We start from the raw sequence: 20,755 nt of genomic DNA, 5'->3' as shown, positions 1-20,755 counted from the left end.
TTCTCCGAAACAATCAAGAAGGTGGGTAAGCGGTCAGTGCTTTCTGCACTGCCGTCCGCAATGCTTTGGTGCGGTCGGACAGGCTTCCGTCGCTGCGGGTTTCAGCGCTGGCGCTCCACACCGGCTGGCCGTTGCGCCCATCGAACAGGCTGATGTGTACGACAACGACCTGCTCCTGATAAGTGCGTACCACCGGCACGGACGCGTAGCCGCCGTAACCATAACCATTGTGATACGGACCGTTATAGCGTCCGTAGCCCAGCCCGGCACCGCCATAGTATGGATCGTAGTAGTCGTCGCGCACCTGACGCAGACGGGTTTCCAGTCGGGTATCAGCTGTCACCCGCAAATCCGCCGCCTGCGGGTTTTGCGCCGGTCGCAGGCCGCGTTGATCGAGCCCGTTGCTCACGGCTTCGGCGATTTGCGCCGAGTCGGCCCATGCCGAACCGGGTGGCAGTTGGCTGTTGAGCCAGGTCCAGCTGCGATAGCGGCCGTAATCCCGCGCCGGAGCAGGGTAGGCGCTCATGTCCAGCGTCGTGGCTGCTTGTGGCGGCGCCGGTGGCAAAGGCAACGAACTGGCGTTGTACGGGTTATCGGTTTGGCAGGCGCTGATGCCCAGGCACAGCGCGATCAAAGCGAAGCGGCGTTTCATGATGGCCTCCGCAGTGGCCTCGGATAGCAGTGAACAACCGTGGTTCTACACCGGGCGACACACCCAATGCAGGTAGCGCCCCAGCCCGGCATACGCCGGATGGCGACGATGGGCCAGTTCCATTTCCAGCAAGTCGGCCAGCTCTACGCGAGCCTGGAACTCGACCGGCATGTAATCGTGGAAAACTCTTACGCCGCTCTGGGTTTCGACTCGCCACATGCCTTCAAGTTGCGCCGCCAATTCACGCGGATCAAGTGGCTGTTGCGGCGTCAGACTTTGCTTCTCGCCGGCCATGTCGTTCTTGCGCATCTTGCGGAAGTGACCCTTGAGCAGGTTGCGATAGACCAACGCGTCACGATTATAAAAGGCCAGTGACAGCCAGCCATCGGCTTTGGTCAGTTGGTGCAACACCGGCAGAATCGTGTGCGGTTCCGCCAGCCATTCCAGCACCGCGTGGCAGACCACCAGATCGTAGGGTTCGCTGAGCAAACCGGGCAATTCTTGCCAAGGCGCCTGGATGAAGGTGGCGCTTTGGCCGGCTTCGGCGAATCGCTGGCGCGCGCCTTCGAGCATCGGCTCGGCGGGTTCGGCCAGGGTCACGTCATGCCCGCGTTCGGCCAGCCACAGCGACATATGCCCAAGCCCTGCGCCGATATCCAGAACGCGCAGCTTGCGCTCCGGCAATGCTTCGCTGAGATCGGCCTGCAACACCGCCAGGCGAATCGCACCCTTGGCGCCGCCGTAGATCTTTTCCGCGAAACGGGTCGCCAGTTGGTCGAAATGGCGGTCACTCATTTGGCGAACCTGCGTTCATTGTCTGCCAGCTTGGCGCGCACCACGGCGTCCATATCCAGACCCAGTTCGCTGCACATCAGAATCAGATACAGCACGATATCGCCGACTTCTTGCCCGGCGTGAGCCAGTTTTTCAGGCGGCAGCTGGCGCGATTGGTCTTCACTGAGCCACTGGAAGATTTCTACCAGCTCGGACATTTCAACGCTGGCGGCCATAGCCAGGTTTTTCGGGCTGTGAAATTGTTTCCAGTCGTTTTGATCGCGGATGCGATGCATGCGTTGGGTCAAATCGTCGAGGTTCATGATGTTCTCCAGAAGGCGCATAGCTTCCGGGGGAACGGGACGGGACGCAAGTGGGAGGCGCGCGGCGCAATGAGAATTGCCCGCAATTCGGCCGTAGGAGCGGCTTTAGCCGCGAGGCGTGCTCTCCCGGCTGAAGCCGGTCCTACGATAGACCGTGAATTTCTTATTCCACCGGCTGCCAAGTCCCCAGCATATGCACGATGCCCTGCGCGCCTTCCAGTTTCAGCTGCCCATGCGACCCTGCGGCACTGGCCGAGAGCACCACTTCGCTGGGCAGCCGCACCGGTTTGTGGAATTGCACGCTGATGTCGAGGTTCGACGCGGGTAAATGGTCTTCCAGAGCGGCGAGGGTACGGGCCTTGAGCCACATGCCGTGGGCGATGGCTTGCGGGAAACCGAACAGTTTGGCGCTGGGTCTGCTCAGGTGGATCGGGTTGTAGTCGCCCGAGCTCTTGGCATAGCGCCGACCGATATCGGCCGTTGCCTCCCAGCGCGCCACTTCGCTGACCGGCAATGGCGCGGGCTCGAAATCGCCCTCAGCCGCGCCTTCCAGTTGAACCCCGCGACACAGCATGGTGCTTTCTTCTTCCCAGAGAATGCCCAGCGAATCTTCAACCTGAGTCAGCAGGCTGAACGTGGCACCCTTAGCGTGGGGTTGCAGATTTTGCGCATGCACCCCGATGTAGACCTTATTCACCCCACCCAGCGGCCGATGGACCGTGATGCGATTGGCCAGATGAATCAGCCCCAGCAAGGGGAATGGGAAATCCTTGGCAGTCATCAGCTGCATTTGCAACGGGAAAGCCAGCGCATGGGGATACGTCGGCGGCAGCAGGCTGCTGTCGGGATAACCGCAAACTTGGCGGTACGCCGCCAGCTTGGCCGGGTCCACCGACATCCAGCAGCGCAGGCCCAGTTCCGGCAATTGCGTACCCGTCACTTTGCGCTTCAGGGCCGCCTGCACGAAAAGATTCGGCAAAGCCGGCAGGCTGTCCAGATAAAGCCAATGAGCACTCATCGTGTTTCTCCTTGCTCGTTTTTAACCGTGTCACTCACGCGCCGACGACACTTTGACCACAGACTCGCAACACTTGACCGCTGACTGCGCCGGAACCCGGCTGTGCCAGCCAGGCCACCGCTTCGGCGACGTCCTGAGGCAGGCCACCCTGGCCCAGCGAACTCATCCGGCGTCCGGCTTCGCGCAGGGCGAATGGCATGGCGGCGGTCATTTTGGTTTCGATAAAACCCGGCGCCACGGCGTTGATGCTGATGCCGCGTTCATGCAGCGACGGTGCCATGGCCCGCGCCAGGCCAATCAGCCCGGCCTTGCTGGCGGCATAGTTGGTTTGCCCGCGATTCCCGGCCAGCCCGGTCGTGGACGACATGAGAATCACCCGGGCGTTGTCGCGCAAGGTGCCGCTGTCGACCAGCGCTTGCGTCAGGACTTGTGGTGCGTTGAAGTTGACCGCCAGCACCGAGTCCCAGAAATCCGCCGGCATGTTGGCCAGGGTTTTGTCCCGGGTAATGCCGGCGTTATGCACCAGAATGTCCAGCCCGTCCGGCAGGTGCTCGATCAATTGGCTCGCCGCATCTTCGGCGCAGATATCCACCGTCAGCGCCCGTCCGCCGAGGCGCGCAGCCAGCGCTTCGAGGTCAGCCCTGGCCTGAGGCACATCGAGCAGCACCACTTCCGCGCCATCCCGGGCCAATGTTTCAGCAATGGCTGCGCCGATCCCGCGTGCGGCACCCGTTACCAGGGCCTTTCGACCCGCCAGCGGGCGACTCCAGTCCTGCACTTCGATGGCGCAACGGCGTAGGCGGATGACCTGACCGGAGATGAACGCGCTTTTCGGCGACAGGAAGAATCGGAACGCGCCTTCAAGCTGTTCTTCGGCGCCGTTATCGACCTGCAATAATTGCACGGTGCCGCCATTGCGCATTTCCTTGGCCAGCGAACGGCTGAAGCCTTCGATCGCCTGCTGGGTCGCGGCGGCAACCGGATCTTTCAGAGATGCCGGGGCATGACCGAGGATCAGCACATGGGCGCTGCTGTCCAGGCTGCGCAACAACGGTTGAAAGAATTCGCGCAACTGCTTGAGGTGATCGACTTGAGTGAAAGTGCTGGCATCGAACACCACCGCCTTGAGCTTCGGCCCTTGATCGGCCACCCAATTAGTTGCACCGGGAATCTCGCTGCCAAAACTGTAAAGCGAATCGGTCAGGCGCTGCGCGAACAGCCTGACGTGATCGGCAAGCGGTCCGGCGCTGATCAACAACGTGCCTTCGACAGGGCGCAGACGCCCGGCCTGCCAGCGTTCCAGTCTGACCGGCTTGGGCAGGCCAATCGCGCCAACCAGGCGACGGCCTATGTCGGAATTGGCGAAATCAATGTAGCGATCAGACGACATGGAACACTCTCCTTGAGTCGGGGTTCAAAGGAGTGGACCACAAAAAGGCGATCTTCGTTCGAGATCGTCCTACGCTGCTCATCAGCGAATTCGCGTTAAGAAAGGGAGTTTTCCATGAATCAGCCACGCCGGGTCGCCATTGTCGGCGGTAATCGCATTCCGTTCGCCCGTTCCAACGGGCCATATGCCACTGCCAGCAATCAAGCCATGTTGACGGCCGCCCTGGAGGGCTTGATCGAGCGCTTCAACCTGCACGGCCTGCGCCTTGGGGAAGTGGTCGCCGGTGCGGTGCTCAAGCATTCCCGGGATTTCAACCTGACCCGCGAATGCGTGCTCGGTTCGCGCCTGTCGCCGCAAACGCCGGCTTACGATCTCCAGCAAGCCTGCGGCACTGGCCTGGAAGCGGCGTTGCTGGTCGCCAATAAAATCGCCCTGGGCCAGATTGAATGCGGCATCGCGGGCGGCGTGGACACTACGTCCGATGCGCCCATTGGCGTGAACGAAGACCTGCGCAATATTCTGTTGCAGGTTAATCGCAGCAAGACCACCGCCGACAAGCTCAAGGCGCTGATGCAATTGCGCCCGCACAATCTCAAGCCGGAACTGCCACGCAATGGCGAACCGCGCACCGGGCTTTCAATGGGCCAGCATTGCGAACTCATGGCGCAAACCTGGGGTATTCCTCGCGACCAGCAGGATCAGCTGGCTCTGGAAAGCCATCTGAAAATGGCTGCGGCTTATGCCGAAGGCTGGCAAGGCGATCTGATGACGCCGTATCTGGGCCTTACTCGGGATAACAACCTGCGTCCGGATTTGACGCTGGAGAAGCTCGCCAGTCTCAAACCGGCCTTCGAGCGCAGCGCCAAGGGCACATTGACCGCTGGCAACTCGACGCCGCTGACCGATGGCGCCTCGCTGGTGCTGTTGGCGAGTGAAGAGTGGGCCAAGGAACGCGGTTTGCCGGTGTTGGCCTATCTGCGCGATGGCGAAGCGGCGGCGGTGGATTTCGTCAATGGCGCGGAAGGCCTGCTGATGGCTCCGGTGTACGCGGTACCGCGCCTGCTGGCGCGCAATGGCCTGACGCTGCAGGACTTCGATTACTACGAAATTCACGAAGCCTTCGCCGCGCAAGTGCTGTGCACGCTCAAGGCCTGGGAGGATGCGGACTACTGCAAATCACGCCTGGGTCTGGACGCGCCCTTGGGCTCGATTGATCGCGCGAAAATGAATGTCAAAGGCAGTTCGCTGGCCGCTGGACATCCTTTTGCCGCAACAGGCGGCCGTATAGTCGCCAACCTGGCCAAGCTGCTGAGCGTCGCCGGGCAAGGCCGTGGCTTGATTTCCATCTGCGCGGCGGGCGGGCAGGGTGTTACGGCGATTCTGGAGCGCTGAGCAAAACGCCTCAGTAATTGGAGCGAACTTGTGTGGGAGCGAGCTTGCTCGCGAATAGGCACGACGCCTCGCCAACAAGTTGTCTCCCACACGCGAACTCAAGCAGCCCGCGCTTCCTCCAGTGCTTCTGCGGACAACTGTTGTTTGTGGCGGGTGGCATAGCTCTCCGCCATTACCGAACAGACGATCAATTGCAGCGGGTGATAGATCATGATCGGCAGCAGGATCAGGCCCAGCCCCGGATTATCGCCAAAGATCAACGCCGCCATGGGCGCGCCTGCCGCCAGGGATTTCTTGCTGGCGCAGAACACCGCCGCGACTTTATCGGCATGGTTGAATTTCAGCAGTTTGGCGGTCGTGGTCGTGAGGAGCAGGATCACCAACAGCAACACGGCGCTGCCGACGAACGCCATCAAAATCACGCTGTTGCCCTGGGTTTGCCACATGCCCGAGACCATCGAATTGCAGAACGCCGCGTAAACCAGCAGCAGGATCACGATCTTGTCGATGATGTTGGTGTACTTCTTGTGCCGTGCGAAGAACTTGCCCAGCAACGGCCGCAGCAACTGGCCCAATACCAGTGGCAGCAGCATCATCAGGCTCAGGTTCAGCAGCGTCGAGCCCAGATCGATCCCGCCCGAGCCGGTGCCGACCACCAGGCTGACCAGCCATGGCGTCATGAATATCCCGAATACGCTGGACATACTGGCATTGAGAATCGCCGCTGGCACGTTGCCGCCTGCGCTGCCGGTCAAGGCCACCGAAGAGGAAATCGTCGAGGGCAGCGCGCACAAGTAGAGGAAGCCCAGCATCAACAGTGCCGGAATATGCGAGCCGAAGGCTTTGTCACACAGCAGCCAGATCACCGGGAAGGCGATGAAGGTGAAGGCTTGCACCATGATGTGCAGGCGCCAGTTCTTCAGGCCATGCTTGATCTGTTCGCTGGACAGATTCACCCCGTGCAGGAAGAACACCAGGAAGACGCCGATGTTGATCACGTATTCCGCATGCATGCCGCCGCCCTTCGCACCGAAGCCGGGGATGAAATAAGCCAGCACGGTGGCCAGGACCATTCCGCAGAGGAACCAGTCAGTGACCACGCGTTTGAGGTGTTTGAGTACAGGCATAAAAGGCTCGACGGATTCTTTGTAAATATAGATGTCCGCAGCCTAACGCACTCGTAAACTGCCGTCTTGCGACATAAGGCCATTACATGCCGACTAACGGACAACATCGAATTCATCCTTTGGGCAGCGAACGGCAGATCCCGACGCTGACGGATTTACCGCGCCCGCTGTACGCCCGTGCTGAAAGTCTCAGTGCCGGATCGTGGACGCCGCCGCATCGCCATGATTGGGTGCAGTTTTCCTACGCAATCAGTGGCGTTCTCGGTGTGCACACGGCCGAAGGAAGTTTTTTCGCCCCGCCGCAATGGGGCGTGTGGATCCCCGCCGGGCTGGAGCATCAAGTGGTGACGTCGATGCGCGCGGAAATGCGCAGCCTGTATGTGCGCAAGGAAGATTCCGAGTGGGCGCCGCAGCGTTGCCGGGTGTTGGAAGTGACGCCGCTGGCCCGAGAATTGATCAAGTCGTTCTGCCAGTTGCCACCGGTCTACCCGCTGGGCGACAGCAGTGAAGCGCGGCTGGTCCAGGTATTGCTCGATCAGTTGGCGCAGTTGCCGGAAGTCAGTTTCTCGCTGCCGTTGCCGCGTCATCCGCGCTTGCTGGCTTTGTGCAATGAACTGATCGAAAACCCAAGCCAGCTGATTACCTTGCACGACTGGGCGCAGCGCCTGGGCACTTCGGAAAAAACCGTCATGCGCCTGTTTCAGCGTGAAACCGGCTTGAGTTTCCGCGCCTGGCGCCAGCGCGCGCGATTGCTGTCGTCCCTCGGCGTACTGGAAGACGGCGACAGCGTGACCACCGCCGCGCTGGCTTGTGGCTACGATTCCACCTCGGCGTTCATCGCTGCATTCAAGGGCTTGTTTGGCTTCACGCCGGGAGAGCTGTTCAAACAATAATTGCAGGCGATTGGTTCAATAATGTTGCCAATGCTCGACGCTTCCTACAGTGTTGATGGCCTGCGCTAGACAGGTCGCGGGCGCATGTTCCGGCACGAAAGGTGCTTGATACCGGGAGGTTGGCGGGTTTTCCCACACAAACTATCTCCCTCAAACGTCAGCTCCTACTACTCGCTGGCAGAGGATTGCCGTATAACGGGCAACAATCGCGTGTTTGGCAACGAAGGACCCAGAATAAAAGCTGATGAAGACTCCTAAACGCATTGAACCCCTGATCGAAGACGGTCTGGTGGACGAAGTGCTGCGCCCGCTCATGAGCGGTAAAGAGGCAGCTGTTTATGTGGTGCGTTGTGGCAATGAGCTGCGGTGCGCCAAGGTTTATAAGGAGGCGAATAAACGCAGTTTCCGTCAGGCCGCGGAATATCAGGAAGGCCGCAAGGTTCGTAACAGTCGGCAAGCTCGGGCCATGGCCAAGGGCTCCAAGTTTGGCCGCAAGGAAACTGAAGACGCCTGGCAGAATGCCGAAGTGGCTGCGCTGTTTCGTCTGGCCAGTGCTGGCGTACGGGTGCCCAAGCCGTACGACTTCCTTGAAGGCGTGCTGCTGATGGAACTGGTTGCCGACGAGTACGGTGATGCGGCGCCGCGTCTGAATGACGTGACGCTGGAGCCTGATCAGGCGCGGGAATATCACGCGTTCCTGATCGAGCAGATCGTGCTGATGTTGTGTACCGGTCTGGTGCACGGCGACCTTTCCGAGTTTAACGTGCTGCTGACGCCGACCGGGCCGGTCATCATCGACCTGCCGCAAGCGGTGGATGCTGCGGGCAACAACCACGCGTTCAGCATGCTGGAGCGGGACGTGGGCAACATGGCGTCGTACTTCGGCCGCTTTGCGCCAGAGTTGCGCACCACCAAGTACGCCAAGGAAATGTGGTCGTTCTACGAAGCGGGCACCTTGTCCCCAGCTACCGTGTTGACGGGCGAATTCGACGAACCGGAAGACCTGGCCGATGTGGGCGGGGTCTTGCGTGAAATCGAAGCAGCGCGTCTGGACGAAGACCGTCGCCAGGCCGCTCGCGCCGCCGACGAAGCACCACCGACGAAAACCGCCGAAGAACCGCCTCCGCCCTGGATGCAGTGATCGACAGTTAAAAAGAAACCCGGCTCAGGCCGGGTTTTTTATGAGCTCCGACGCCTTCACGGAGGAATCAAACCGGTAGGAGGGGACTTGTCCCCGATGGCGTCGGATTGGCCGACAGTATTTCGCCTGACACCCATCCGTTGCCTGCGCCAGCGTCTCCCGGACAAGTCCGGTCCTACCTGATGGGTGTAAACCGGTAGGAGGGGACTTGTCCCCGATGGCGTCGGATTGGCCGACAGTATTTCGCCTGACACCCATCCGTTGCCTGCGCCAGCGTCTCCCGGACAAGTCCGGTCCTACCTGATTTGTGTAAGCCGGTAGGAGGGGACTTGTCCCCGATGGCGTCGGATTGGCCGACAGTATTTCGCCTGACACCCATCCGTTGCCTGCGCCAGCGTCTCCCGGACAAGTTCGGTCCTACCTGATTTGTGTAAGCCGGTAGGAGGGGACTTGTCCCCGATGGCGTCGGATTGGCCAGCATCTCCATCACCCGCAACACCCACCCGAAGCCAGGTCCTTGAGGATCGGGCAATCCGGGCGGTCGTCGCCCTGGCAGTGTTCAACCAGCTCCTGCAAGGTATCGCGCAGGCTCGCCAGTTCATCGATCTTCTGGTTGAGCTCGACGATGTGTTGCCGGGCCAGCGCCTTGACGTCGGCGCTGGCGCGTTGCCGGTCTTGCCACAAGGTCAGCAGCTTGCCGACTTCTTCGAGAGAAAATCCCAGATCCCGCGAGCGCTTGATGAACGCCAGGGTATGCAAGTCTTCGCTCGCGTAAAGGCGATAACCGCTGTCGCTGCGATGCGCGGGTTTGAGCAGTCCGGTGGACTCGTAATAACGAATCATCTTGGCGCTCAGGCCACTGTTTTTCGCCGCCTGGCCGATGTTCATTGCTGATCCTCCTGCTCGTCGGGCTTCCACGTCTTGAGCAACAAGGCGTTGCTGACCACGCTGACGCTGGACAACGCCATTGCCGCGCCCGCCAGCACCGGGTTGAGAAAACCGAACGCCGCCAATGGAATGCCGATCAGGTTATAGACGAACGCCCAGAACAGATTCTGGCGAATCTTTGCGTAGGTTTTGCGGCTGATGTCCAGCGCCGCCGGAATCAATCGTGGGTCACCGCGCATCAGGGTGATCCCGGCTGCCTGCATGGCCACATCGGTGCCGCCACCCATGGCGATGCCGATGTCGGCGGCCGCCAGCGCGGGCGCGTCGTTGATGCCGTCGCCAACCATTGCCACCACATGATGCTTTTTCAGTGCGATCACCGTCGCGGCCTTGTCGGCGGGCAACACTTCGGCGTGCACGTCACTGATGCCCAGCGCCTGGGCCACTACCCGCGCGCTGCCTTGATTGTCGCCGGTCAGCAAATGGCTGCTGATATGTCGCGCCGACAACTGTTGCACGGCATGCAGCGCGCCGGGTTTCAACGTGTCACCAAAGGCGAACAGGCCCAGCACGGCGGGATTGGGGCTCTGTTCGATCAGCCAGGATAAGGTGCGGCCTTCGGCTTCCCAGGTCCGTGCGGCATCCGCCAATTCACCCATAGGCAAGGCGTGTTCTTCCAGCAGACGGCGATTGCCCAGGGCGAGCATGCGGCCCTGAAATGTACCGGCAATTCCGCGTCCGGCCAGGGACTGGCTGTTCTCAACGGTGGTCGGGTTGATATGCAATTCCTTGCAGGCATCCAGTACGGCCCTGGCCAGCGGATGCTCGCTGCCGCGTTGCAACGCACCGGCCCATTCAAGGATTTGCTCTTCGCTGCCAGCGACCGCCGTCAGGTGCGCGATGCGCGGCGTGCCCGACGTCAGGGTGCCGGTCTTGTCGAAGACCACGGCGGTCACTTCGTGGGCGCGTTCCAGTGCTTCGGCGTCCTTGATCAGAATGCCGTAGCGCGCCGCCACGCCGGTCCCGGCCATGATTGCAGTGGGCGTCGCCAGACCGAGCGCGCAGGGACAAGCGATCACCAGCACCGCGACGGCATTGATCAGCGCCGTTTCCAGTGACGCATCGGCCAGCAGCCAGCCAACCAACGTTGCCAAGGCGATCAGCAATACGACCGGGACGAACACCTGGCTGACTTTATCCACCAGTTTCTGGATCGGCGCTTTGCCCGTCTGAGCGTCTTCCACCAGACGAATGATCCGCGCCAGCACCGTTTCCGCGCCCAAGGCCGTGGTCTTCACCACCAGGCGGCCTTCACCGTTGATCGCGCCACCGGTGACTTTATCGCCGGGCTGTTTCGGCACTGGCAGGCTTTCGCCACTGATCAAGGCTTCGTCTGCGTGGCTGCGGCCTTCCAGCACCTGGCCATCGACCGGGAAACGTTCGCCAGGTTTCACTGCGACCAGATCGCCGAGACGCAGGGCGCTGATCGCTACGTCGTGTTCCTGGCCGTCGATGACCTGGATGGCGCGTTCCGGACGCAAGGCTTCAAGGGCGCGAATCGCGCTGGCCGTCTGGCGCTTGGCTCGGCTTTCAAGGTATTTGCCCAGCAAAACCAAGGCGATGACCACCGCTGAAGCCTCGAAATACAGATGCGGCATGCTGCCCGGCGCCGAGTTGGCCCATTCGTACAGACTCAAGCCATACCCGGCGCTGGTGCCGAGTGCCACCAGCAAATCCATGTTGCCAGCACCGGCGCGCACGGCTTTCCAGGCAGCGACATAGAAGCGCGCACCCAAAATGAACTGCACCGGTGTCGCCAAGGCGAATTGCACCCATGCCGGCAACATCCAGTGCACGCCAAGTGGTTCAAGCAGCATCGGCAGCAGCAAAGGCACCGCCAGGGCGATAGCCAGGAACAATGCCCAGCGTTCCTTGCGCAGGTGCTGTTGGTAGTCAACCTCGGTCGGTTGGTTTTCCAGGGTCGTGGCGCCGTAGCCTGCCTTTACCACGGCGGCGATCAGCGTCGCCGGGTCCAGCGGCGTGAGGGTTTCGACGTGGGCCTGTTCGTTGGCCAGATTGACGCTGACACGACTGACGCCGGGCACTTTGGCCAGCGCACGTTCAACGCGACCCGCGCAACTGGCGCAGGTCATCCCGGAAATCGGCAAATCGAAAGAAACCGGCTTGAGCATCTTGAACACTCCCTGAAGACGTAATGCCAGCAAGGATCAACCTTTCTATGAGGTCAATGTCAAGCCTGGATCAATAGTTCAGGTCGGCGTGCTTGAGATACAAGCCATTTAGGTTGGCAGCAATGCGGAATTTGAGAATGTCGCCCGCCCGGATTTTGATCCGCGTGCCGTTCTGCGCTTCCATGCCCGGATCGCAACCGAACACACCACCTGGCAGCAGGCGCAAGCGGATCGACACATCGCCTGCGGGCAGATTGAACGACGCCGATTGTTCCTGAAACAGACGCCCGACCAGTTGATCCTGGATATACACGCCGATCTCGCAGGACGTCCCGACTTCCAGGCGCTCGCGGGAAATGATCAGAACGCCGTAATCCTGATCGGCTTGAACCGCTGGGGAGGCAGCCAACAAACCGAGAATGCCGAAGAGGCTCAATACTGACCAGCGCATCGCTGATACTCCTGATGTAGACAGTAATGACGCAGCTTGGCCGAGGCTCGCACCGAATACCAGCCCGGCAGGTAAAACAGAAACTTGACCTTGCCACGGCAGGAAGGTCAAACATGGCAGCCAGTGTTTCCCATACTCGTTTGAAGGAGCAACACCATGCAGCGATTCAACGTTCAAGGCATGACCTGCGGGCACTGTGTGAAGGCGGTGACCAATGCCATTAAAGGCCAGGACGCGGCGGCTATCGTCCAGGTTGACCTGCCCACCGGCGAGGTGCTGGTTGAAAGTGATCTGACGACCGAGCAGGTCATCGGTTTGATCGTGGAGGAGGGGTATCAGGCGCAGGTTGTTTAGGTATCGGTTCGTAGGACCGGCTTTAGCCGGGAGACCGCCAATACACTCACAGCAGCTCTGGCGTTTGTACCTTCGTCCTCCCGGCTAAAGCCAGTCCTGCGGAAACATGATGTCACCGAGATTTTTTGCAGTAATTTTCCCCATCAGGCGTTCGGTACCAGAGAGGCCGGGTAGACTAGCCCGCTGCGTTGAATACTGTCTGGATACCTGATGAACCTGAGAAGCATCCTGATTCTTGGTGCATTGAGCGCCTTCGGCCCGTTGGCCATCGATTTCTATCTGCCGGGTTTTCCCGCCATTGCCCTCGCGTTTGGCACTGACGAGCAACACGTCCAGCTGACCCTCGCGGCCTATTTCCTCGGGCTGTCCATCGGGCAACTGGCCTACGGTCCTGTGGCTGACCGGTTTGGTCGGCGTGTTCCGCTGTTGGTTGGCGTCACGCTGTTCACCTTGGCATCGCTGGCCTGCGCTTTCGCGCCGAGTCTGGAATGGCTGATCGGCGCGCGTTTCGTGCAGGCCTTGGGCGGTTGTGCGGGGATGGTGATTTCCCGGGCGATTGTCAGTGACAAATGCGATGCGGTGCAGTCGGCGAAGGTGTTTTCCCAGCTGATGCTGGTCATGGGATTGGCGCCGATACTCGCGCCGATGCTAGGTGGGCTGCTGGTCAATGTTTACGGCTGGCAGGCGATTTTCCTGTCGCTTACCGCGTTCAGTGCGCTGGCTTCGCTGTCTGTCGCCTTGTGGTTGCCGGAAAGCATGCCGGCGACTCATCCGCGCCTGCCGCTGACAGGTGCGTTTGGGCAGTACGCCAACCTGTTCAAGGATCGGGTTTTTCTCGGGCACGCGTTGACCGGCGGCATCGCCATGGCCGGGATGTTCGCCTACATCGCGGGTTCGCCTTTCGTCTTCATCAAGTTGTACGGCGTGCCGGCTGAGCATTACGGCTGGCTGTTCGGTGCGAATGCTGCCGGTTTCATCCTGGTGGCGCAGATCAACGCACGGATCCTCGGCAAGCGCGGTCCGGCTTTCCTGCTGTCGCGGGCGATCTGGGTTTATCTGGTGGCAGCGCTGGTGCTGCTCGGGATCGCGGGTGTTCACAGCGAAAAATTGTGGCCGCTGCTGGTGCCGTTGTTTGTGTGTATTGCCAGCCTCGGTTGCATCATCCCCAACGCTTCGGCGTGTGCGATGAACGGGCAATGGGCGCGAGCGGGCAGCGCTTCGGCGTTGCTCGGCTGTCTGCAGTTCAGCGTGGCAGCGGGTGCTGCGGCGTTGGTCGGCGTGCTGCATGACGGCAGCGCAGTGCCGATGGCGCTGGTGATCAGCCTGTGCGGGATCGTTGCCGTGAGCATGTCGGTGCTGACCCGGCGTTTGCAGGGCAAGCGCGATGCGCTGGCGGCGCGGGTCTAGATTCGGCTGTTATCCCTGCTATCAAACAAATACACCGCGTAGGACTGGCTTTAGCCGGGAGGAGGCCAGTCCATTCGCAGCAGCTGCGTCGTCGGAACTCTCGCCCTCCCGGCTGAAGCCGGTCCTACCGATCCGATGTTTGCTGCGCCTCAGAACCCTTCCAGCACAATCTTGCCTTTGGCCTTGCCGCTTTCCAGCAGTTCATGGGCGCGGCGCAGGTTGCTGGCGTTGATGGTGCCGAAATGCTCGCCGAATGTGGTTTTCAGGGTTCCCGCATCGATGAGCTGGGCGACACGATTGAGCAGTTTGTGTTGTTCGATCATGTCCGGCGTGCCGAACATCGAGCGGGTGTACATGAACTCCCAGTGCAGTGACAGGCTCTTGCGCTTGAGCTTGCTCACGTCGAGGGATTTGGGGTCGTCGATCAGGCCCAGCTTGCCTTGCGGCTGCAACGCTTCGACCAGTTGGTCCAGATGCTGATCGGTCTGGGTCAGGCTCGCCACGTGAGTGACGCTTTCCAGTCCGGCACGCTTGAGTTCCTCACTCAGCGGCTTGCTGTGATCCAGCACTTCGTGGGCGCCCAGCTCGCGAACCCAGGCAGTGGTTTCCGCACGCGATGCGGTGCCGATCACTTTCAGTGAAGTCAGCTGCCGGGCAAGCTGGGTGAGAATCGAACCAACGCCGCCAGCCGCACCGACGATCAGCAGGCTTTGCGGGCTGGCACTTTCACCTTCCGCGACCTGCAAGCGCTCGAAGAGCAATTCCCAGGCAGTGATCGCCGTCAGCGGCAGGGCTGCAGCATGGGCGAAACTCAGGGTTTTCGGCATATGGCCGACGATGCGCTCATCGACAACGTGCAGTTCGCTGTTTGCCCCCGGCCGGGTCAGCGAGCCGGCATAAAACACCTTGTCACCTGGCTGGAACAGCGTGACTTCGCTGCCCACCGCCTTGACCACGCCCGCGACGTCCCAACCCAGCACCTTGGCTTCGCCGCCTTCGGGCTGGACGTTCTGGCGCACCTTGGTGTCGACCGGGTTCACCGAGATCGCTTTGACTTCCACCAGCAAGTCGCGCGGACCGGCGGCGGGCTCCGGCAGATCGATGTCCTGCAAGGCTTGCTCATCGGTGATGGGCAGCGCGTGGTAATAAGCGATGGCTTTCATAAAGGCTCCTGAAGATTGGCTGGATGTTCAATGTCGGGGATGATTGGCTATTTCCTTCAAAGATAAAACCCGCTAAAACGGCAGGCTCTTTCAATGAAACATTGATAATGGACCGCCATGCTGCGTTTCGATGACCTGCAATTGTTCGTTCGTGCGGCTGATCTGGGCAGTTTGTCCGCTGCCGCGCGGGCCATGGATCTGTCGGCGGCGGTGGCCAGCGCCGCGCTCAAGCGTATCGAACAGCAGCTGGGTGCGCGTTTGCTGGCGCGCTCCACCCGCAGCCTGCGACTGACCGCCGAGGGCGAGGGTTTTCTGGCCTATGCGCGCTCGGCTTTAAGCAGCCTCGACGAGGGCCGACGTTTATTGGCCAGCAGCCAGGATCAATGCAATGGCGTGCTGCAGCTTTCAGCACCTTCGGATTTTGGTCGCAACGTGTTGCTGCCCTGGCTCGATGAATTCCAGCGCGAGCATCCGCAACTGACGGTTCGCCTGTTGCTGGGTGATCGCATCGCTGACCTGTTTCGCCAGCCGGTGGACATCGCGTTGCGGTATGGCGAGCCCGAGGATTCAAGCCTGGTCGCGCTGCCCATCGCGCCGCTCAATCGCCGGGTGTTATGCGCCTCGCCTGACTATTTGGCGCGCTGCGGCGAACCGCACCATGTGGAGCAACTGGCGCAGCACAATTGCCTGCTGTTCATGTTGGGTAATCGTGTCCACGATCATTGGACCTTTCATGACGGCAAGCGCGAAATGAGCCTGACCGTGCGCGGCGACCGCTTCAGCGATGATGCCGATGTGGTGCGCTTGTGGGCATTGGCGGGGGCTGGCGTGGCATATAAGTCCTGGCTGGATGTTGCCGCCGATGTGCGCGCAGGCAGATTGAAGGTGCTGATGCCACAGTTACAGGGGGAAGCGACGCCGCTGAACCTGTTGTGCGCGCATCGTGCGCAACTGAGCAAGCCGGTTAATTTGTTACGCGAAATGCTCGCGCGTCGTTGTGAAGCGTGGAGCAGGTAAGCCGCTGCAGGCCGATACAGCACAACCAAATCCGAATCCCACAGCGCGAAGCGAATTGCCTTACGGACAGTTCGGAAAATCGTGCAGGTAAATACCAATACCGACATTGAGCTGCGAACATGTGGATCGTGGTTGAATGTTTTTTTGCGCGCTTGTGCTGTTTGTTCTTGGTTGGTTACTTCGTCACCTTTTGCTTTGCAGCGACATCACAGGGAGTGAATACATGGAATATGCACCTTGCATCAGCCACATTGCGACCTTGCTGGCTGACCCCAAGCGCAGCGCAATGATTTGGGCGTTGATGGATGGCACCGCCAGGCCCGCCGATGAATTGGCCCTGCTGGCGGGGCTGACCACGTCTTCGGCGGGCGCGCATCTGGCGCGGTTGGCGTCGGGTGGGCTGGTCAAGCAGGAAGTGCGCGGCCGCAAACGTTTCTTTCGTCTGGCGGGGCCCGAGGTCGGCACTGTTGTCGAGGCTATGGCCAATGCTTCGCTGGTGAGCGCCGAGCAAATCAGCCGCAGCGTCGCCCAGCCCATGCCGGCCTTGCCGCTGCGTCGGGCGCGGGTTTGCAGTGATCATCTGGGGGGTGAAATGGCTGCTGACCTGTATCAGCGGTTGCTCGGCGCAGGCTGGATCGAGCAGCAGGAACAGCGTATCGAAGTGACCAGCGTGGGCGTCGCGAAGTTTGCCGAGCGAGGGATTTATGTTCCGGCGTTGGCGCTGCGTCAGCGCGAAACCGTGTGCGCCTGCCCGGCCTGGAGTGAGCGCAGCCCGCATTTGGGCGGCGCCTTGGGCGCGGGGCTGTTGCAGCTGTTCATTCAGATGGGCTGGTTACGCGAAACCGAGGAATCCAGCACCTTGCAGGTCTCGTCCAGCGGGCAGCGGGAAATCGGCAGAATCGCCTCGGCAGCCTGAGCCGATCTTGCGCGCGACGGCAGCGGTGCCAGGGTTACTGGCACCGCGCTTGCTGCAAGTCTTGATCAGTCAGGGCTTGATCAAACGGGCATCGAGACTGTTTTGTGCCAGGCGTTGCGCCTGATCCTTGGTCATCCCCAGATGGGTATACAGCGCATGGAAGTTTTCGGTGACGTAGCCGCCGAAGTAGGCCGGGTCATCGGAGTTCACCGTGACCTTCACGCCGCGTTCCAGCATGTCGAGGATGTTGTGTTTGGCCATGTCGTCGAACACGCACAGCTTGGTGTTGGACAACGGGCAAACCGTCAGCGGAATCTGCTCGTCGATGATGCGCTGCATCAGACGCTCGTCTTCGATGGCGCGCACGCCATGGTCGATCCGCTGGATTTTCAGCAGGTCCAGGGCTTCCCAGATGTATTCGGGCGGGCCTTCTTCGCCAGCATGGGCAACGGTCAGGAAGCCTTCGTTGCGAGCGCGATCAAAGACGCGCTGGAACTTGCTCGGCGGGTGGCCCATTTCCGAGCTGTCCAGACCCACGGCAACGAACGCATCGCGGAATGGCAGCGCCTGGTCGAGGGTCTTTTCGGCTTCTTCTTCGCTCAAGTGGCGCAGGAAACTGAGGATCAGACCGCTGCCGATGCCCAGTTTCGACTGGCCATCCTTCAACGCGCTGGCGATGCCATTGAGGACGACTTCGAAAGGAATGCCGCGATCGGTATGAGTCTGCGGATCGAAGAACGGTTCGGTATGGATGACGTTCTGGGCTTTGCAGCGCAACAGGTAGGCCCAGGTCAGGTCGTAGAAATCCTGCTCGGTGCGCAGCACGTCCGCGCCCTGGTAATACAGGTCGAGAAACTCTTGCAGGTTGTTGAAGGCATAGGCGCCGCGCAGGGCTTCGACGTCATTCCACGGCAGGGCAATTTTATTGCGCTCGGCCAGGGCGAAGAGCAGTTCCGGCTCCAGCGAACCCTCCAGGTGCAAGTGCAGTTCTGCCTTGGGCAGGGCGTTCAACCAATCGTACATGTGCTTTTCTCATCAGGCGCAGATCGCCGGCATTCTACAGACTCAGGCTCTTTTCAGGCTGAAACCTGACCAAGCGGTTCAATTAGCCTTGCTGCTCCCGGCGATAAGCGTAGGTATCGGCGAAGCGCGACAGCAGAAACTCCGCACAGGTGGTTGTCGGGTAGCGAGCTGGCCGGGTGGCGCTTTGGCAGCCGGGCAGGCATTCGATACGGGTGCCCGGGTTGGGCTCGACGAAGAACGGCATCGAGTAGCGGTCCACGCCGAGCGGGCTGATCACTCGATGCGGCGTGGACAGATAACGGTCGTTGCTCCAGCGCGCCATCATGTCGCCAATATTGACCACGAACGTACCGTCGATGGGCGGCGCATCGATCCACTGGCCGTCAACGTTGCGCACCTGCAAACCGCCCGCCGCATCCTGATGCAACAAGGTGATGCAGCCGTAATCGGTATGCGCGCCGGCGCCTTGTTGCTGCTCGGAAGTGGCGGTATGGCGCGGCGGGTAATGAATGAAGCGCAGCACGCTGACAGGCTCGACGAATCGTTGATCGAAGAAATCGCGCTCGATGCCCAAGGCCACGGTGATGGCCTGGAGCAAGGTTTGCCCGAGTGCCTGCATGTCCAGATAGTGCTGTTCCATGAGCGCTTGCCAGCCCGGCAGGTCCGGATGGCGATTGGGGCCGCGCAACGGTTGTTCGGCGAGGACGTCAGGATGATCGGCGGGCAGATGAAAGCCCATGTCGAAGGTTTCTTTAAGGTCGCTGGGCAGGTTCGGATCAAGCTGCTCGGTGGCGATGGCGCCATAGCCGCGATGATGACGGGTCTGGGTGATGTCGATCTTGAGTTTTTCAGCCTGGGACAGGGCGAAGAATTGCTGCGCGCTGCCGACCACCTGTTCAATGCGCTCGGCGCTGATCGGATGGCCTGTGATATAGAAGAATCCCCACTCACGACAGGCCTGGTCAATCTGCGCCGCAACGCTTTGCCAAGCCTGTTGGTCGTTGCCGTACAGCGGGGCGATATCGATGATCGGGAGCTGGTTCACGGTGTTTGTCCTGATAGTGTTTTTTCGTAGGACTGGCTTTAGCCGGGAGGAGGTCGGTACATCCGATACGTCGTCTTTGTTGGACATACCGCCTTCCCGGCTGAAGCCGGTCTTACGTAATGTGTTCCAGATTACTTCGGCAACTCAGCCTTGATGCCTTCGACGTAGTAATTCATCGAAGCCAGTTCCGCGTTGGTTGCGGTTTTGCCCGCCGGGATTTTCACCGCGCCGGTCTGATCCTTGATCGGGCCGGTGAACGGGTGGAATTCGCCGCTTTCGATGCTGGCGATGAGTTTCTCTGCTTCAGCTTTCACGTCCGCCGGTACCACATCGCTGATCGGCAGCTGCACCGTGCCTTCCTTCAGGCCGCCCCAGTAATCCTGGGATTTCCAGGTGCCGTCGATGACGCTTTGGGTGGCCTGGATGTAATGCGGGCCCCAGTTGTTGACGATGGACGTCAGCACCGCTTTGGGTCCGAAGTGCGCCATGTCCGAGGCGTAACCCACAGCGTAGACGCCGCGACGTTCAGCCGTCTGAATCGGCGCCGGGCTGTCAGTGTGCTGGAAGACCACATCGACACCCTGGTCGATCAGCGCGTTGGCGGCATCGGCTTCCTTGCCCGGATCGAACCAGGAGTTGACCCAGACCACTTTGATTTCGGTGCCGGGGTTGTACTTGTTCAGCGCCAGTTGGATCGCGTCGATGTCGCGGATCACTTCCGGGATCGGGAAGGAAGCCACATAACCGACCTTCTTGGTCTTGGTCATCTTGGCCGCCAGGAACCCGCTGACGTAGCGGCCTTCATAGGTGCGTGCCAGATAAGTGCCGAGGTTCTTGTCCTGCTTGTAGCCGGTGGCGTGTTCGAACGTCACCTTTGGAAATTGCTTGGCCACTTTCAGTGTCGGGTTCATGTAGCCGAAGGACGTGGTGAACACCAGGTCGTAACCACCTTTGGCCATGTTGCGAATGACCCGCTCGGCGTCCGCGCCTTCCGGAACGTTCTCGACAAAACTGGTGGTCACTTTGTCGCCGAGGGCTTCAACCATCGCCTTGCGGCCTTGCTCATGCTGATACGTCCAGCCGTGGTCGCCAATCGGACCGATGTAGACGAAGCCGACTTTCAACGGATCGGCGGCCGCAGCCATCAGGCTCGAACCCAGACCGACGACTGCTGCCACGGCGCACAGCAATTTTTTCAGGGGACGACGCGGGTGAAGAGTGGAATGCATCAGGTCTAGCTCCTTGGGGTCTTGTTGGCATGGCCGTCTTAGCGGGTTGCTCAAGCAATGCAAAAAACTGACCAACTGGACAGTTAATAGCGGCGCAGTGTCTTTCGCGGTTTTTGCGATGCGCGGGACGACACTCGACAGTGCATCAAGCCCCGCGGCTGCTGCTAACTGGTGCATCAGCCGTTGGAGCCGGGTTTGCCCGCGAAGAACGATAACGTGGTACGTCTGCCGTACTGCGGTGACTGATTCGCGTTTTCACACAGTCTGTGCCGGACGATTTCGCAGGTTTTGAAACCTTTGCTTACACTCAGCACTCTCAACGCCATGAACGCTTCACTTAAACGTTTCACTAAGAAGCCC

Annotated in this window: 20 protein-coding genes; 7 read left to right on the top strand and 13 right to left on the bottom strand. The window is 60.5% G+C overall.

What is annotated here, in order from left to right:
- Positions 1-13 precede the first annotated feature (13 nt).
- The 5 genes from AABC73_RS26060 to AABC73_RS26040 form a co-directional block, all read right to left on the bottom strand.
- The gene (locus AABC73_RS26060; RefSeq protein WP_341521509.1) at positions 14-652 is read right to left on the bottom strand and encodes a DUF4136 domain-containing protein; all 639 of its coding nucleotides are present in this window, start codon (positions 650-652) and stop codon (positions 14-16) included.
- Positions 653-697: 45 nt separating this feature from the next.
- Positions 698-1,447, bottom strand: a complete 750-nt coding sequence (locus tag AABC73_RS26055; protein ID WP_341521508.1) for a methyltransferase domain-containing protein — start codon at positions 1,445-1,447, stop codon at positions 698-700.
- Positions 1,444-1,749, bottom strand: coding sequence for a nucleotide pyrophosphohydrolase (locus AABC73_RS26050; RefSeq protein ID WP_331149944.1), 306 nt, complete (start codon positions 1,747-1,749; stop codon positions 1,444-1,446). The genes AABC73_RS26055 and AABC73_RS26050 overlap by 4 nt, the downstream gene beginning before the upstream one ends.
- A gap of 163 nt (positions 1,750-1,912) precedes the next feature.
- Positions 1,913-2,767, bottom strand: a complete 855-nt coding sequence (locus AABC73_RS26045; RefSeq protein WP_341521507.1) for a MaoC/PaaZ C-terminal domain-containing protein — start codon at positions 2,765-2,767, stop codon at positions 1,913-1,915.
- Positions 2,768-2,801: 34 nt separating this feature from the next.
- Entirely contained in the window at positions 2,802-4,157 is a 1,356-nt protein-coding gene (locus AABC73_RS26040; protein ID WP_341521506.1) for a 3-oxoacyl-ACP reductase, read from the bottom strand.
- 114 nt (positions 4,158-4,271) lie between these two features.
- Between AABC73_RS26040 and AABC73_RS26035 the strand changes: the two genes are divergently transcribed.
- On the top strand, positions 4,272-5,549 hold the full coding sequence (locus AABC73_RS26035; protein WP_341521505.1) for an acetyl-CoA C-acetyltransferase: 1,278 nt from the start codon (positions 4,272-4,274) through the stop codon (positions 5,547-5,549).
- Positions 5,550-5,647: 98 nt separating this feature from the next.
- Here the strand turns inward: AABC73_RS26035 and AABC73_RS26030 are convergent, their stop codons facing one another.
- A complete protein-coding gene (locus AABC73_RS26030; protein ID WP_341521504.1) occupies positions 5,648-6,676 on the bottom strand; it encodes a bile acid:sodium symporter family protein in 1,029 nt (342 codons plus the stop codon).
- 86 nt (positions 6,677-6,762) lie between these two features.
- On the opposite strand from AABC73_RS26030, the gene AABC73_RS26025 reads away from it, so the two are divergent.
- Positions 6,763-7,569, top strand: coding sequence for a helix-turn-helix transcriptional regulator (locus tag AABC73_RS26025; protein WP_341521503.1), 807 nt, complete (start codon positions 6,763-6,765; stop codon positions 7,567-7,569).
- Positions 7,570-7,813: 244 nt separating this feature from the next.
- Entirely contained in the window at positions 7,814-8,710 is an 897-nt protein-coding gene (locus AABC73_RS26020) for a PA4780 family RIO1-like protein kinase (RefSeq protein WP_341521502.1), read from the top strand.
- A gap of 486 nt (positions 8,711-9,196) precedes the next feature.
- Here AABC73_RS26020 and cueR read toward each other — a convergent pair whose 3' ends face one another.
- The 3 genes from cueR to AABC73_RS26005 form a co-directional block, all read right to left on the bottom strand.
- Entirely contained in the window at positions 9,197-9,598 is a 402-nt protein-coding gene (gene cueR / locus AABC73_RS26015; protein ID WP_331149950.1) for a Cu(I)-responsive transcriptional regulator, read from the bottom strand.
- On the bottom strand, positions 9,595-11,790 hold the full coding sequence (locus AABC73_RS26010; protein WP_341524339.1) for a heavy metal translocating P-type ATPase: 2,196 nt from the start codon (positions 11,788-11,790) through the stop codon (positions 9,595-9,597). The genes cueR and AABC73_RS26010 overlap by 4 nt, the downstream gene beginning before the upstream one ends.
- Positions 11,791-11,860: 70 nt before the next feature.
- Positions 11,861-12,241: a hypothetical protein gene (locus AABC73_RS26005; protein WP_341521501.1), complete on the bottom strand. Its 381-nt coding sequence runs from the start codon at positions 12,239-12,241 to the stop codon at positions 11,861-11,863.
- 156 nt (positions 12,242-12,397) lie between these two features.
- On the opposite strand from AABC73_RS26005, the gene AABC73_RS26000 reads away from it, so the two are divergent.
- Complete coding sequence (locus AABC73_RS26000; RefSeq protein ID WP_341521500.1) at positions 12,398-12,595, top strand: cation transporter; 198 nt, start codon at positions 12,398-12,400, stop codon at positions 12,593-12,595.
- Between the two features lie 210 nt (positions 12,596-12,805).
- On the top strand, positions 12,806-14,002 hold the full coding sequence (locus tag AABC73_RS25995) for a multidrug effflux MFS transporter (RefSeq protein WP_341521499.1): 1,197 nt from the start codon (positions 12,806-12,808) through the stop codon (positions 14,000-14,002).
- Positions 14,003-14,151: 149 nt separating this feature from the next.
- Here the strand turns inward: AABC73_RS25995 and AABC73_RS25990 are convergent, their stop codons facing one another.
- On the bottom strand, positions 14,152-15,165 hold the full coding sequence (locus AABC73_RS25990; RefSeq protein ID WP_341521498.1) for a zinc-binding alcohol dehydrogenase family protein: 1,014 nt from the start codon (positions 15,163-15,165) through the stop codon (positions 14,152-14,154).
- A 117-nt stretch (positions 15,166-15,282) separates the two neighbouring features.
- On the opposite strand from AABC73_RS25990, the gene AABC73_RS25985 reads away from it, so the two are divergent.
- On the top strand, positions 15,283-16,182 hold the full coding sequence (locus tag AABC73_RS25985; protein WP_341521497.1) for a LysR substrate-binding domain-containing protein: 900 nt from the start codon (positions 15,283-15,285) through the stop codon (positions 16,180-16,182).
- A gap of 223 nt (positions 16,183-16,405) precedes the next feature.
- Entirely contained in the window at positions 16,406-17,098 is a 693-nt protein-coding gene (locus AABC73_RS25980; RefSeq protein ID WP_065835185.1) for a helix-turn-helix transcriptional regulator, read from the top strand.
- A gap of 69 nt (positions 17,099-17,167) precedes the next feature.
- Here AABC73_RS25980 and AABC73_RS25975 read toward each other — a convergent pair whose 3' ends face one another.
- From AABC73_RS25975 to AABC73_RS25965, 3 genes are all read right to left on the bottom strand, one after another.
- On the bottom strand, positions 17,168-18,121 hold the full coding sequence (locus tag AABC73_RS25975; RefSeq protein WP_331149958.1) for an adenosine deaminase: 954 nt from the start codon (positions 18,119-18,121) through the stop codon (positions 17,168-17,170).
- Positions 18,122-18,203: 82 nt separating this feature from the next.
- Positions 18,204-19,166: a 2-oxoglutarate and iron-dependent oxygenase domain-containing protein gene (locus AABC73_RS25970; protein WP_341521496.1), complete on the bottom strand. Its 963-nt coding sequence runs from the start codon at positions 19,164-19,166 to the stop codon at positions 18,204-18,206.
- A gap of 131 nt (positions 19,167-19,297) precedes the next feature.
- Complete coding sequence (locus AABC73_RS25965; RefSeq protein ID WP_341521495.1) at positions 19,298-20,395, bottom strand: BMP family ABC transporter substrate-binding protein; 1,098 nt, start codon at positions 20,393-20,395, stop codon at positions 19,298-19,300.
- Positions 20,396-20,755 lie beyond the last annotated feature (360 nt).

Origin of the sequence: Pseudomonas sp. G.S.17 (assembly GCF_038096165.1) — a bacterium.
In the GTDB taxonomy this organism is placed as follows: Bacteria; Pseudomonadota; Gammaproteobacteria; order Pseudomonadales; family Pseudomonadaceae; genus Aquipseudomonas.
This window is presented reverse-complemented; position numbering and strand designations above follow the sequence as displayed.

Excerpts from the sequence above, each read along its gene's own strand:
- AABC73_RS26060 (WP_341521509.1), bottom strand. The coding sequence starts at position 652 with ATGAAACGCCGCTTCGCTTTGATCGCGCTGTGCCTGGGCATCAGCGCC.
- AABC73_RS26055 (WP_341521508.1), bottom strand. The coding sequence starts at position 1,447 with ATGAGTGACCGCCATTTCGACCAACTGGCGACCCGTTTCGCGGAAAAG.
- AABC73_RS26050 (WP_331149944.1), bottom strand. The coding sequence starts at position 1,749 with ATGAACCTCGACGATTTGACCCAACGCATGCATCGCATCCGCGATCAA.
- AABC73_RS26045 (WP_341521507.1), bottom strand. The coding sequence starts at position 2,767 with ATGAGTGCTCATTGGCTTTATCTGGACAGCCTGCCGGCTTTGCCGAAT.
- AABC73_RS26040 (WP_341521506.1), bottom strand. The coding sequence starts at position 4,157 with ATGTCGTCTGATCGCTACATTGATTTCGCCAATTCCGACATAGGCCGT.
- AABC73_RS26035 (WP_341521505.1), top strand. The coding sequence starts at position 4,272 with ATGAATCAGCCACGCCGGGTCGCCATTGTCGGCGGTAATCGCATTCCG.
- AABC73_RS26030 (WP_341521504.1), bottom strand. The coding sequence starts at position 6,676 with ATGCCTGTACTCAAACACCTCAAACGCGTGGTCACTGACTGGTTCCTC.
- AABC73_RS26025 (WP_341521503.1), top strand. The coding sequence starts at position 6,763 with ATGCCGACTAACGGACAACATCGAATTCATCCTTTGGGCAGCGAACGG.
- AABC73_RS26020 (WP_341521502.1), top strand. The coding sequence starts at position 7,814 with ATGAAGACTCCTAAACGCATTGAACCCCTGATCGAAGACGGTCTGGTG.
- cueR (WP_331149950.1), bottom strand. The coding sequence starts at position 9,598 with ATGAACATCGGCCAGGCGGCGAAAAACAGTGGCCTGAGCGCCAAGATG.
- AABC73_RS26010 (WP_341524339.1), bottom strand. The coding sequence starts at position 11,790 with ATGCTCAAGCCGGTTTCTTTCGATTTGCCGATTTCCGGGATGACCTGC.
- AABC73_RS26005 (WP_341521501.1), bottom strand. The coding sequence starts at position 12,241 with ATGCGCTGGTCAGTATTGAGCCTCTTCGGCATTCTCGGTTTGTTGGCT.
- AABC73_RS26000 (WP_341521500.1), top strand. The coding sequence starts at position 12,398 with ATGCAGCGATTCAACGTTCAAGGCATGACCTGCGGGCACTGTGTGAAG.
- AABC73_RS25995 (WP_341521499.1), top strand. The coding sequence starts at position 12,806 with ATGAACCTGAGAAGCATCCTGATTCTTGGTGCATTGAGCGCCTTCGGC.
- AABC73_RS25990 (WP_341521498.1), bottom strand. The coding sequence starts at position 15,165 with ATGAAAGCCATCGCTTATTACCACGCGCTGCCCATCACCGATGAGCAA.
- AABC73_RS25985 (WP_341521497.1), top strand. The coding sequence starts at position 15,283 with ATGCTGCGTTTCGATGACCTGCAATTGTTCGTTCGTGCGGCTGATCTG.
- AABC73_RS25980 (WP_065835185.1), top strand. The coding sequence starts at position 16,406 with ATGGAATATGCACCTTGCATCAGCCACATTGCGACCTTGCTGGCTGAC.
- AABC73_RS25975 (WP_331149958.1), bottom strand. The coding sequence starts at position 18,121 with ATGTACGATTGGTTGAACGCCCTGCCCAAGGCAGAACTGCACTTGCAC.
- AABC73_RS25965 (WP_341521495.1), bottom strand. The coding sequence starts at position 20,395 with ATGCATTCCACTCTTCACCCGCGTCGTCCCCTGAAAAAATTGCTGTGC.